Annotated in this window: 15 protein-coding genes; 7 read left to right on the plus strand and 8 right to left on the minus strand. The window is 67.3% G+C overall.

The features are described from left to right. Window positions 1-96: 96 nt before the first annotated feature. Window positions 97-1,752, plus strand: coding sequence for a neutral zinc metallopeptidase (locus ON45_RS07905; RefSeq protein ID WP_040493108.1), 1,656 nt, complete (start codon window positions 97-99; stop codon window positions 1,750-1,752). A gap of 8 nt (window positions 1,753-1,760) precedes the next feature. On the opposite strand, the gene ON45_RS07910 is transcribed toward ON45_RS07905, so the two are convergent. The 3 genes from ON45_RS07910 to ON45_RS07920 form a co-directional block, all read right to left on the minus strand. Further along, window positions 1,761-2,678, minus strand: coding sequence for an alpha/beta fold hydrolase (locus ON45_RS07910; protein WP_040493118.1), 918 nt, complete (start codon window positions 2,676-2,678; stop codon window positions 1,761-1,763). Between the two features lie 136 nt (window positions 2,679-2,814). After that, complete coding sequence (locus tag ON45_RS07915; protein WP_040493109.1) at window positions 2,815-3,981, minus strand: L,D-transpeptidase family protein; 1,167 nt, start codon at window positions 3,979-3,981, stop codon at window positions 2,815-2,817. 112 nt (window positions 3,982-4,093) lie between these two features. Next, window positions 4,094-4,873, minus strand: a complete 780-nt coding sequence (locus ON45_RS07920) for a glycosyltransferase family 2 protein (protein ID WP_241432174.1) — start codon at window positions 4,871-4,873, stop codon at window positions 4,094-4,096. A gap of 80 nt (window positions 4,874-4,953) precedes the next feature. Between ON45_RS07920 and ON45_RS07925 the strand changes: the two genes are divergently transcribed. The 3 genes from ON45_RS07925 (at window position 4,954) to ON45_RS07935 (ending at window position 7,508) form a co-directional block, all read left to right on the plus strand. Next, window positions 4,954-5,538 carry a hypothetical protein gene (locus ON45_RS07925; protein WP_040493110.1) on the plus strand — a complete coding sequence of 195 codons (585 nt, stop codon included), beginning with the start codon at window positions 4,954-4,956 and terminating at the stop codon, window positions 5,536-5,538. Window positions 5,539-5,607: 69 nt separating this feature from the next. Further along, on the plus strand, window positions 5,608-6,981 hold the full coding sequence (gene argG / locus ON45_RS07930) for an argininosuccinate synthase (RefSeq protein WP_051062711.1): 1,374 nt from the start codon (window positions 5,608-5,610) through the stop codon (window positions 6,979-6,981). Between the two features lie 68 nt (window positions 6,982-7,049). After that, a complete protein-coding gene (locus tag ON45_RS07935) occupies window positions 7,050-7,508 on the plus strand; it encodes a hypothetical protein (RefSeq protein WP_148288575.1) in 459 nt (152 codons plus the stop codon). A gap of 33 nt (window positions 7,509-7,541) precedes the next feature. On the opposite strand, the gene ON45_RS07940 is transcribed toward ON45_RS07935, so the two are convergent. Together ON45_RS07940 and ON45_RS07945 are read right to left on the minus strand one after the other, a co-directional pair. After that, window positions 7,542-7,901 carry a VOC family protein gene (locus ON45_RS07940; RefSeq protein WP_040493112.1) on the minus strand — a complete coding sequence of 120 codons (360 nt, stop codon included), beginning with the start codon at window positions 7,899-7,901 and terminating at the stop codon, window positions 7,542-7,544. 103 nt (window positions 7,902-8,004) lie between these two features. Continuing rightward, on the minus strand, window positions 8,005-8,487 hold the full coding sequence (locus ON45_RS07945; protein ID WP_040493113.1) for a GyrI-like domain-containing protein: 483 nt from the start codon (window positions 8,485-8,487) through the stop codon (window positions 8,005-8,007). Window positions 8,488-8,505: 18 nt separating this feature from the next. Between ON45_RS07945 and ON45_RS23620 the strand changes: the two genes are divergently transcribed. After that, window positions 8,506-8,724: a VOC family protein gene (locus tag ON45_RS23620; RefSeq protein ID WP_051062712.1), complete on the plus strand. Its 219-nt coding sequence runs from the start codon at window positions 8,506-8,508 to the stop codon at window positions 8,722-8,724. Here ON45_RS23620 and ON45_RS07955 read toward each other — a convergent pair. From ON45_RS07955 to cmtR, 3 genes are read right to left on the minus strand one after another with little or no spacing between them, the layout of a single operon-like run. Next, a complete protein-coding gene (locus tag ON45_RS07955) occupies window positions 8,688-9,083 on the minus strand; it encodes a DUF3703 domain-containing protein (protein ID WP_051062713.1) in 396 nt (131 codons plus the stop codon). The two genes, ON45_RS23620 and ON45_RS07955, sit on opposite strands and share 37 nt — an antisense overlap. After that, window positions 9,080-9,754, minus strand: a complete 675-nt coding sequence (locus ON45_RS07960; RefSeq protein ID WP_373281584.1) for a cation efflux transmembrane domain-containing protein — start codon at window positions 9,752-9,754, stop codon at window positions 9,080-9,082. The genes ON45_RS07955 and ON45_RS07960 overlap by 4 nt, the downstream gene beginning before the upstream one ends. Next, the gene (cmtR, locus tag ON45_RS07965; protein WP_040493115.1) at window positions 9,741-10,043 is read right to left on the minus strand and encodes a Cd(II)/Pb(II)-sensing metalloregulatory transcriptional regulator CmtR; all 303 of its coding nucleotides are present in this window, start codon (window positions 10,041-10,043) and stop codon (window positions 9,741-9,743) included. The genes ON45_RS07960 and cmtR overlap by 14 nt, the downstream gene beginning before the upstream one ends. 87 nt (window positions 10,044-10,130) lie before the next feature. Here cmtR and ON45_RS07970 point away from each other — a divergent pair, with 87 nt between their 5' ends. Both ON45_RS07970 and ON45_RS07975 read left to right on the plus strand, forming a co-directional pair. Then, window positions 10,131-10,562, plus strand: a complete 432-nt coding sequence (locus tag ON45_RS07970) for a hypothetical protein (protein WP_040493116.1) — start codon at window positions 10,131-10,133, stop codon at window positions 10,560-10,562. Between the two features lie 134 nt (window positions 10,563-10,696). Further along, window positions 10,697-11,870 (plus strand): HNH endonuclease signature motif containing protein (locus ON45_RS07975; RefSeq protein WP_148288576.1); only part of this gene is annotated, 1,174 nt, incomplete at its 3' end.

Raw genomic sequence — 11,870 nt, forward strand, 5'->3', positions numbered from 1 at the left:
CGCACGGAGCGCCGGAGAAGATCACGAGAACGGGTGGGTCGGGTGAACCACGGGGGCGCGATGCTGGTCGTGCGATCCAGTCGTAGAGTCGTCGCCGTGGACGCACCGCGCGCCAGGACGCGACTCTTCGGACAGCGGATCGCCGTCGCGGTGATCGCGGCGCTGGTGATCGCGGCGTGCGGATCGCGCGACGTCCTGGTCGTCACCGAACGCGCCGATCAGATCCCGGCGGCGGCTCCCGACGACCCGTTCCAGCCCTCCGACGATCCCGTCGACCCCGCGGATCCAGCGGACCCTGCCGACCCGTCGACGACGGAACCCACCGAGCCCACCGATCCCCCGAACCGCAACACGACGATCGAGCCGGCCGACCCGATGGGCGAGCCCGACGACCCCCAGATCGATCCGGCCGACATCGACCCCGGCGCGATCAACTTCGGCGAGAACAAACCCGAGCGCACCTACGACGGATTCCTGCTCGCTGCGCTGTCCGACATCGACACCTGGCTGCGCGCCGAATTCGAGCCGGTGTTCGGTCTCCCGTACCAGCCACTCGAGGGTCAGGTCTTCGCCGGCTACCCCGAGCGCACCTCAGAGCTTCCCGGATGCGGCGAACCCGTCACGAGCTATCAGGAGCTACGCCAGTTCGTCGCGTTCTACTGCCCGTTGGGCGACTTCATCGTGTACGACGACGACCCGGACGGGCTCCTCGGACAACTCGCCACACAGTTCGGTGCGGCCACGATCGGCATCGTGCTCGCACACGAGTACGGACATGCAGTCCAGTCCCGGATCGGCGCGTTCGACAACCCACTTCCCACCGTCACGACCGAGCAGCAGGCCGATTGCATCGCCGGAGCCTGGGCCGGTCGCGCCGCGGGCGGCGCTGCGGAGGGCGTTCCGTTCGACGACGACGACATCCGGGCCGGGCTGATCGCGATGATCGAGGTCCAGGACCCCGTCGGAACGAACCCCAACGAGCCCGGCGGACACGGCTCGGGGTTCGACCGGGTCGGCGCGTTCCAGGTCGGTTTCCAGGAAGGCCTCGCTCGATGTGCACAACTGCTCGACGAGCCACTTCCGCTCACTCCGCTTTTCGGCACGGTCGCCGACCAACGCACCGAGGGCAACGCCGCGTTCGGGTTCGGCGACGACGAGCTGTTCGGATTCCTGGTCCCCGACCTCAACCTGCTCTACGACAACGACCTCGATGCCCAGTTCCCGAACTTCGAACCGATCACCCTCGAACCGGTCTCATCGATCGACGAGGTCGATTGCGCGGTCCCGTTCGGACTGTTCGAGCTCGGCGTCGAACTCTGCGCGGAGACCAACACCGTCTACCTCAACGAGCCGGTCGCGCGCGAGCGATATGTGATCGGCGATTTCGCTCCGGGGTACCTGCTCGGAATCGTGTGGGCGGAGGCGGCCCAGCAGTCGAACGATTCGACCGTGACGGGCGAACAACGCCAACTTCGAAACGACTGCCTCGTCGGCTCGTGGGTCCGATCGGTCATTCCCGTCATCGACGCGAACGGACTCCCGGTGCTCGACGAGAACGGGTTCATCACCCTCCCGGAACCGCGGGACCCCGGCCGCGACGCACGGGCATCCCCGAACGATCTGACCGAGGCGCTCCAGATGGCCATCCTCATCGGCGATCCGACGAACGACACCGACGTCCTTGGCTCCGCGTTCGAGAAGATCAGTGCGTTCCGGCTCGGCACGCTCCAGGGCATCGACGCCTGTTTCTGACCAGGCGCTCAGGTCAACCGTTCCGCGAGCAGTGCCGCGAGTTCGATCGGTCGGTCGCCCTGCACACTGTGACCAGCGCCGTCGACCACGTGCACGGTCAGCTCGGGCTGACGTCGGCGAGCTTCGGCCACGTCGTCGTCGTCCACCACCGGCGAGAGCGACCCTCGGACCAACGTCATGGGGCTGGCGACCGCACCGAAGTCGTCCCACATCGGCGAGCCGGCGAGGTCCGACTCCTCGAGGTCGCGGGAACGAACGTGACTCGAACGGTCGTATCGCCACTGCCACGATCCATCCGACTCTTGACGTGCGTTGTGGAGGATCCCGCGCCGGAGTGACGACTCCGACCGCGTGGGATTGAACTCCATCGTCCGCTCGAGGAGCGCGTCGAAACTCGCGAATTCCTGGGGACCGTCGACGAAGTCGATCACCGCCTTCGCCTTCTGCTGGTTCACGCCCGGGGTGATGTCGACCAGCACGAGGTGACGGACCAGTTCGGGGTGGCGAACGGCGAGTTCCATCGACGTCAAGCCCCCGAGTGACATCCCGACGACGAGCTGTGCCGTCGGAGCCTGCGCCTCGATCGCCACGGCGATGTCGTCGGCGAGGTTGATCGGTGTGTAGGCGCCGTCGTCCCGCCAGCCCGAGTGGCCGTGGCCCGGCAAGTCGATCGCGAGCGCGTTCCGGCCCAAAGCGAGCGCCACGGTGTCCCAGGTGTGTGCGTTCTGAGCACCACCGTGCACGAACACCACCTCGACCGGTCCGGTTCCCCAGCGCAGTGCACTCACGCGACGTTGCGCGTCGCCGTCGAGCGCGGTCTCGACCCGCACGACCTCCGGAAGATCGGTCAGCCCGAGGTCGAACTCGGCGACGTTCTCGTGGAACAAGGAGAACTCGTCGTACTCGGCCCGGTCGTCAACGTCCATCCGGCGATCGTACGGATTGCCCACCCCGCGAACGAACCGGCCTCCGTTCTCGTCGCGGATCGACCCACCGCCCGGGCCGGATCGCGACGAGAACGCTGGGCGACCGGGCGAGCCGTTGTCGAGCTGCCCGTCGCGGTCAGGGAGCGGCGGGCGCAGCGGTCGGTGGCGTCGGTACGACCGTGGTCGTGGTCGTCGTCGTGGTCGTGGTGGTGGTCGTGGGCCGAGCGGTGCTGGGTGGGGTGGGTGGAGCGGTCGCCGGTGGCGCGGTCGACGGTGGCGCCGGCGTGGTGGTCGACTCGGCGACGGTGGTGGTCGTCTCGGGCGTCGTGGTCGTCGTCACGTAGTCGGGATCGAGCCAGTTGAACGTGGGCGGCGGGGAACCGTTCTCCTCGGGTTCCTTTTCACCGTCCCACACGAAGACCTGGTCGCCCATCGAGAGCAACTCCTGGAAGTTCTCGGAGATCCCCATCGGAATTCGGATGCACCCGTGTGATGCGGGCTGCAGCGGGACGTTGAGCGCGCCGTGGATGGCGATCCCGTAGTTGAAGTACACCGGATTCCACATGCTCCCGAGGGCGCTGTCACGGATGCCCTCGACCTGGCGGTAGTACTCGAACACGCCACCCGGCGTGTTCGAGATCCCGCACTCGCCACGCTCGATCGGCTCCTCGCCGTCCCGGTTCCCGTACTCGCCGACATCGATCGTGACCTCCTCGCACCACTCCTCGTTGGTGCCACTCGACATGTGGGTGATCAGCACCGGGACGTCGTCCTGGAAGATCGCGAGAACCTGCTCGGGCAGGTACACCTCGGTGTGGTTCTTGGTGGCGTTCGGTCGGCGCGGTTGGACGGCGAACGGTTCCTGCATCGCGGACCACATGTCGGGCGTGACCTCGCCTGTCGGCTGGTTGCTCTCGACGCCGAGCACGAGTTTCTCGTACGCCCAGACCGACTTGATCGTCTCGTCGCCGTAGATCCCGTCGATCGGACCGGGCGCGAAACCGAGGTCGGTGAGCCGTTGCTGAACGTCCTGGACGTCGCTGCCGGCCACGCCCTTGCGCAACGTGCGGTCGAGGAGCGTCTTGGTGGTGGGCGCCGTGGTCGGGACCGCGGCGATGACGTCGGGAACCGAGTCGGGAACAGCAAGTGCGGTCGAGGGCGTCACCGGGTCGTCGCCTGACACGGACTCGCCGTCGCCGTTGCCGAGCGCAACTCCTGCCACGATCACGATGCCGAGGACCGCGATGGCGGCACCAGCTGGCAACCAGCGGGCGGCGGGAGGCGGCGAAGTTTCCTGGTTCACGTTGCTCGCGGCATCATCGAGTCGGGCATTCGCCGCTTCGGGAACGATATCTCGCGCCGACCCTCACGTCCGGTCGGATTGCCCCTGTTTTCGGAGGGTCGCAGCGGATCGGTCAGTCCTTGCGCAGGGCCTCGATCGCATCGAGGTCGCTGCGGAGTTCCCGCATCTCGCGGAGAATCGTCCAGATGATGCCCGGCGAACTGAGCGTCGACTCGCCGCGCGTCCGCGGGAAGTAGTCAACGCCGAACTGCAGCATCTCGAAACCGAGGCGCGTCGACCGGATGACCAGCTCGGCGTCGATGAAGGAACCCTCGCTCTGCAGTTCCACGTGCTCGAACAGCCGCGCCCGACAGAGCTTGAAGGCGAAGTTGATGTCGCGCGCTTTCACGCCGAACATCGACCGGATGAGCAGGTTGTACACGAACGTGTAGACCAGCCGCAGGTACCCCTCGCCGGTGCGGTCGAAGCGGTAGGCGCTGACGAGGTCGACGTTGTAGTCGCTCAACAGACGCACGGCGCGCGGGAGTTCGGCCATGTCGAAGGGCAGATCGGCGTCGGTGTACAGGATGAGGTCGCCGGTCGCCGATTCGAACCCGGTCTTGATGGCACCGCCGAGCTTGCGGTTCTTCGCATGATGGACGACACGGACGCGCGGATCCTCGGCGGCGAGGCGGTCGGCGATCTCGGGCGTCCGGTCGGTGGACGCGTCGTCGATCACGATCAGCTCGTAGTCGCCGATGTCGCCCCGCTCGAGCAGACCACGCGCCGCTCGGTGGCCGGCATCGAGCGCGCGCTCGATGTACAGCTCCTCGTTCCACATCGGATAGAAGATCGAGAGCTTCTCGAACCGTTCCGTCGTCGATACGGACTCCATGGTCGGAACGTCGATCATCGCGGTCGCAGGCTACTGGCGCACGCCCGAGGCGCACGGCGCGGGTCGGACGGTGCGTGGCGCCAGTATCGTGCGCTGCGATGTCGACGACGCCCAGCGAATCCGCCGACGCGCTGCCGCTCCCTCCGCCCGACCCCGCGAGCCGCACCACCCCCGCCGCTCCGGTGGCCCCCGCCGCTCCGGTGGCGGTCCAGGGCCGCCCGGGCGATCTCACGCCGTCGTGGCGCCTCCTCCTCGGGCTGGCGTGGGTGCTCGCGTTCTTCGCGTACGCCGCGATCTGGAACGCGAGCGTGCAGATCGGGATCGGTACGTGGTGGATCGGCCCGCGCGCGCAGCCGACGTTCCTGCTGGTCAAGCTTCTTCCGTTCCTGCTGTGTCTGGTCATGCTGCTGTGCATCATCTACAACACCCCACGGCTGGTCCTGATCAGTGCGATCGGGACCGGTTTCGCCGTGGTGGGAGCGGTCCCGGACTTCTCCCGCTCGATCGGACTGGGGATCGCCGAGATGACCGTTGCGGGGTTGTTGGCAATCGTCACCGCGACCGCCCTGACCGGTCGTTATCGGGTCGCGCCGGCCACCGATCCCGTCGATCCCACTGCTGACGCCGAATCGGACGTGGTCGTGTCCGGGCCGCCCTCGACGCTGCCTCCCGCACCTCACTGACGGATTCCACCGACGATCCGATCACCGATTCCCGTCGGGCTCGGAGACCGTGCCGTTATCGTCTCGGCCGTGTCCGACGCCCCGAACGAGCCGCAGAACCCGAAACCCCCGTCCACCGCGAAGGTGTTGACGAAGCTCCCCGCGGGCGAGCGAGTCGGGATCGCGTTCTCCGGCGGACTCGACACGTCGGCCGCCGTCGCCTGGATGCGCGAGCGCGGTGCGATGCCCTACACCTACACCGCGGACATCGGACAGTACGACGAGCCGGACCTCGCGGGGATCCCCGATCGGGCCAAGCTCTACGGCGCCGAGGAGGCCAAACTCGTCGACTGCCGCGACGAGCTGGTGCACGAAGGTCTGATCGCGTTGCAGTGCGGTGCGTTCCACATCCGAACCGCCGGCCGCACCTACTACAACACGACCCCGCTCGCGCGGGCGGTCGCCGGCACCTTGCTGGTCCGCACGATGCACGAGGACGGCGTCGACATCTGGGGCGACGGATCGACCTACAAGGGCAACGACATCGAGCGGTTCTACCGCTACGGCTTGCTGGTCAACCCGGTGCTCCGGATCTACAAGCCGTGGCTCGACCCCGAGTTCGTCGACGAACTCGGCGGCCGTCAAGGCATGAGCGAGTTCCTCGTCGAGCGCGGACTTCCGTACCGCGACCCGGTCGAGAAGGCGTATTCGACCGATGCGAACATCTGGGGAGCCACCCACGAGGCGAAGTCGCTCGAGGAGCTCGACGCCTCGATGGAGATCGTCACACCGATCATGGGCGTCCCGCACTGGGACCCCTCGGTCGAGATCGAGCCCGAAGACGTGACGATCGGTTTCGAGGAGGGCTGGCCGACGACGATCAACGGCGCAACGTTCGCGTCACCGGTCGACCTGGTGATCGGAGCGAACTCGGTCGGCGGCCGCCACGGGCTCGGAATGAGCGACCAGATCGAGAACCGGATCATCGAAGCCAAGTCGCGCGGGATCTACGAGGGGCCCGGCATGGCGCTGCTCCAGATCGCGTACGAACGCCTCCTCACGGCGATCCACAACGAGAACACGCTCGAGAACTACACGACGATGGGACGCCGCCTGGGGCGCCTGCTCTACGAGGGCCGTTGGTTCGACCCGCAGTGCCTGATGCTGCGCGAGCCGCTGATGCGCTGGGTCGGTGCGGCCGTCACCGGCGAGGTCACCGTCCGGCTGCGTCGCGGCGACGACTACTCGATCACCAACACCGTCGGCGAGAACTTCACCTACGAGCCGAACCGCCTGTCGATGGAGCGGGTCCACGACGCTCCCTTCGGGCCGCTCGATCGCATCGGCCAGCTGACGATGCGCAACCTCGACATCGCCGACACCCGCGACAAGCTCGACGTGTACCGCAAGGTCGGCACACTCGGCGCCGGCGACATCACCCCCGCCCTCGACCCCGCCGACTGACCGCGACCTGGCACGATCGGTGGGAACCGCTGGTCCCCGAACGACGTCAGAACAGGATGATCACGAAGATGCATTCGTTCCGATCGATGATCGCCACCGCGCTGGTCGCCGCCGTTGTGCTCGCTGCGTGCGGTTCCGACGAGACTGATCAACCGTCCGCGTCCACCGATGCCGCCAGCGACACGATGAGCGATCCCACGGTCGGCACGGTGCCCTCTTCGGGCGACGTGCTGGGTACGGGCAATGTCGGTGGACCCGTCGTCGACCCGAAGCCACACCCGATCGACGGAATCGACATCGCCGAGTCGTACCCAGAGCAGCTCGTCGTGCGGTTCACCTCCGGTGACCCGAACTGCACCGCCGCCGACGCGACGGCAACCGCCGACGGTGACGAGGTCGTGGTCGCCCTCCTGGTGGGAATCACCGAGGACGCGCTCGCTCGGTCATGCCTCGCCGGTGAAGTGGAGCAATCGGTGACGGTCGCGCTCGACGAGGGCCTCGACGGTCGCGAGGTCGTCGTCTCCTGATCCGCGCGCAGCCGGGATCCTCGGTGCGACGGATCAGGCCTTCACGAGACAGAACGGATGGCCCGCCGGGTCCGTGAAGACACGCCATGCGTCGGGACTCGGTTGCGTGGCACTCTTGGCGGCGCCGAGTTCGAGAACCTGACGCTCGCCGACGTCGAGGTCGTCGACGCGGAAGTCGAGGTGCGCCTGCTGTGGGGTGCCGTCCGGCCAGTCCGGGGGATGGTGGGTCGGATCGAGTTGGAACGCGATGTTCGCGCCGGCGGGAAGCCGCAACTCCACCCAGTCATCCCCGGATTGCGTGATCTCACCGCCGACGACTCCGGCGTAGAACGACGCCAGTGCGTGCGGATCCCGGCAGTCGAGCGCCACGAGCTCGAAGGAAGCAAAGGCCATGGCATCCGACGGTAGCCGCCACGTCGCTGACTCGATTCCGCACCACAGCGGCGGCACACGACCGGACAGTGCGACGTCGACGGGTCGCCATGGGGATGCGGCGTCAGTCGCCGAGCAACCAGTTCAGCTCGGTGCGCATGTCATCGGGATCGGCGTCCGGGGTCGGTTCGGTGAGGTAGACCTCCCAGAACTCGTCGGTCGGAACCAGGCCTTCGTCATCGACCCACGCCCGCAGGCGTTCCCACGATTCGGAGAGACGTTCGTAGTTTCCGACATGGACCGCGCGAGCCACTCGTCCTCCGGGCAGCCGACCGAGCATGACCAGCCCCTCCGGATCGGCGGTGGGTTCGGTCCGGAACCCGACTTCGACGTCGGCCGTCTCGCCCGGCGCGCCCCGATACATCGCGTGGGCGGGAGCGACGATCGTCAATTCCTGACGCTCGATCACCTCGGCGAGCATCGTGAACGAGCGGTCGAAGAAGTCTCTGATCTCGGCCATCGGGACCACCTCCCGCATGGACATCGTCACCTGCGGCTCCGCGTCGACGATCTCGGGCGCCTGCTTCTCGGATGTTCCGTTCCTCATGTCGGAGACGTACCCCCGATGTTCCGCGGTCGAACCTCCGCCGAAACCGACCGATTGGAGAGGCTCGGCGCGCGCTCGAGCGGCCGTTCGCCGTGGATGATGCACCTCGATGTCGGCGTCAGCTGGGCCGAGGCACAGGGCGCCGTGCTGTCACACCATCAACCGCAGGACGCCGTGAGGGTGATGCTCGATCCTGAGGGTCATCCGTTCTGTCTCTTCCTCGACGACTCGCTCTGACCGGCCGGGAGATTCGGAAGGACGGGAGCGAGATCGTCCGGGATCGGCATTCGTTCCGACAGTGGCGTTCGTGCTCGACCGTCGTTGCCCGTCGGGATGCGCCCGGTCACCGACGCTGGCCCGGCGAGAAGCGCACGCAGCACTTGGCCGGCGGCTTCCCCCGGGTCACGTTCGATGAGGGCACGGCGCAGCATCGCGATGTGACTCCCGATGTGCGGGATCGCATCGGGCTGGGCGAGCACGTGGGCCCGTTCGAGATGGCGCCACCCTGCGGATCCATCGTCCTCGGCGAAGGCGCGGCGGGCACGATCGCGTTCGGTCCGGTAGGCCGCACGCCGACGGGCGGAGTCGGCGTTCACGAACAGCAGCTGTCGGACGACTCGGACAGAATCGCCGAGGGCGGAGCACAGCACACGTCGCCGCGCAGCGCCGTTCGGCCCTCGCGCACAGCGAGCCCGGCGATGACGAGCCCGGCGATCGGATCAGCCCAACTCCAACCCAACGTGGAGTTGAGCACCAGGCCGACCAGCAGGACGGCGGAGAGGTAGCTGCACAAGAGCAACTGCTTGGAGTCGGCCACCACGCTCGCCGATCCCAGTTCCTCACCGAGGCGACGCTCGACCACGGAGGCGATCGGCATGATGACCAAGCTGAGTGCGGCGAGCCCGATCCCGAGGGAGCTGTGATCGGCCTCGCGACCTCCGGTCAGTGACAGCACCGCGTCGACGGTCACGTACGCGGCGAGCGCGAAGAACGAGTAGGCCACGATGTGGAGGGCCCGCTGCTCGCGGTCGCTCGGTGTGTGGTGGGCGTACTGCCACGTGATCGCGAGCGCGGACGTCACCTCGACGATGGAGTCGAGCCCGAAGCCGACGAGTGCCGTCGACGATGCGAGGGCCCCGGCCGCGATGGCGGTCGCTGCTTCGAGCACGTTGTAGACGATCACGGCGCCGACGAGCAGTCGGACACGACGCTGCAGGACCGCTGTTCGGTCGACGGACGGGGCGAAGGCGACGTCAGCGCTCACAATCGGTCTCCACGGCCACTTCGAGGAGGTTGCGGATCGCCTGAGCGAGGTTGGGGTCGGCGATGTCGTAGCGGATCTGACGCCCTTCCGCGGTTGCGCTCACCAACCCGCATCCCCGCAGACACGCGAGGTGGTTGCTCGTGTTGGAGCGCGTCAACCCGAGCGATGCGGCCAAATCGCCGGGGTAGGCCGGCCCGTCGAGCAGCGCCACGAGAATGTTGCAGCGCCCGGGATCGGCGAGCGCTCGACCGAGTCGGTGCAGTGCCGCATGACGATCGGTAAGTGTCAGCACACAGTGAACTATACAGCGCTGACTGAATCATGGTCAACGGGGCGTCGCTGGAAACTGCGCGATCGCGCTGACGACTAGGTTCGCGAAATGCCCCTTTCCGCCACGCTTGCTGCTTCGCCAGGCATCTACTTCGGGACCGGCGACGGTCCTGAGAGCGGACCGTTCGTGTCTCGGATCGACGTGAAGCGATTACCGAACGGTGGGATCTCCATCGACTACGAGGCGACCTCGCGCGAGCAGGGTGTTCAACATCGGGAGCACTCGCTCCTCGCACCGGGCCCCGACGGCCGAGATCGGCTGTACATCGCTCACTCCGAGGCTCCGTTCGTGACAGAAATGATCGCGATCGAAGCGAACTCGGGCCGCTTCGTGCAGGCACAGCCCGCTGGCCCGCTCGTGATGGAGGTCGTTGTCGAGGTACCCGAGCCCGGCCGAATCACGTACGCCTGGTGGTGGGCCCGAGGCGAGGATGCACCGACGGAACAGTCGAAGGCCGACGCCCGGATCGTTGATCAGTAGACCCGGTCTGCCGGGCGATCTTCCCGACCCGGTTCCGGAGCAACCGGCGAGACGGAACCGGGTCGAGAAACCGAACGGCGCCCGGGATCGTCGATCTCATTTCTCTGTCACACCCCTCCCGTACACTTGTTCGTATGAGGTCATCTTGCCAGGCAGAGCAGATCAGGCGCCTCGCCAATCTGCGCGATGCCGTCGTGGCCGGCGACGTGGACGACCATGCAGAACTCGAGGCCGGTCTCGGCACGATCACCTCGCTGCGTTCGTGGTTGGCAGCGACCGAGTCGGTCCTCGTCGGGGCGCTGGCCACGGCCGCCGCGTTCCCCGAGGCGTCGATCGCCGGAGCGGGGCGATGCTCGCTGCGGGACGCGGCCGCCACGACCGAACGGGCAGAGACCCTCGGGCAGGCGACCTCGTTCAGTGAGGCCCTGACCCGCGGAACGATCACCACCGGCCACGTCGACGAGCTGACCCGCGCCGGCAAGCGCCTCGACGACAACCAGCGCGACGAGTTGTTCGATCGATCCGAGTCGTTGCTCACGGCGGCGACCGATGACACCGTCGAACAGTTCCGTCGCCGACTGAGTCGAGAGGTCAATGCAATTCAGCGTGACGATGGTGAAGCCCGACTCGCTCGCCAACAGCGCGCTTCCCGGCTGTCCAGCTGGGTCGACAACGACGGCATGTGGAATCTGCGCGCCTCGTTCGATCCGCTGACCGGCGCGCGATTGCATCGACGACTCGACCGCGCCCTCGACGCGCTGTTCGCCGAGACGACACCCGCGACGTGTCCGACCGATCCCGTCGAGAAGCAGAAGCACCTGAAGGCGCTCGCCTTGGCTCACCTCATCGAGCAGGACCCCGATCGCCGTCGGGGCGCCCGAGCCACCGGCGCGAGCGAGATCGTCGCCGTGATCGACATCGATCGCGACAACGGCCACGGCGAGCCGACCGTCGACTGGGGACTGCCGATCGAGCTCCCCGTGCGTGTACTCCGGGAAATGGCCGATGCTCGATCCCACCGGTGCCAGGACGGCAACGTGTCGGTCGTCGCGGTTCGCAACGGCATCGTCATCCACGCTCCCGGCGAACTCGACCTCGGGCGAGCAGCACGACATGCGACCCGTGATCAACGCCGGGCGTTGCGGGGCCTGTACCGCACGTGCGCCATCCCCGGCTGCACCACGCACTTCGACCGATGCAAGGTGCATCACGTCGAATGGTGGTCACGGGGCGGGACCACCGACTTCCAGAATCTCCTTCCGGTCTGCGTGCATCATCACCACAAGATTCACGACGCCGACTGGCAGG

This window comes from Ilumatobacter nonamiensis YM16-303, assembly GCF_000350145.1.
GTDB lineage: Bacteria > Actinomycetota > Acidimicrobiia > Acidimicrobiales > Ilumatobacteraceae > Ilumatobacter_A > Ilumatobacter_A nonamiensis.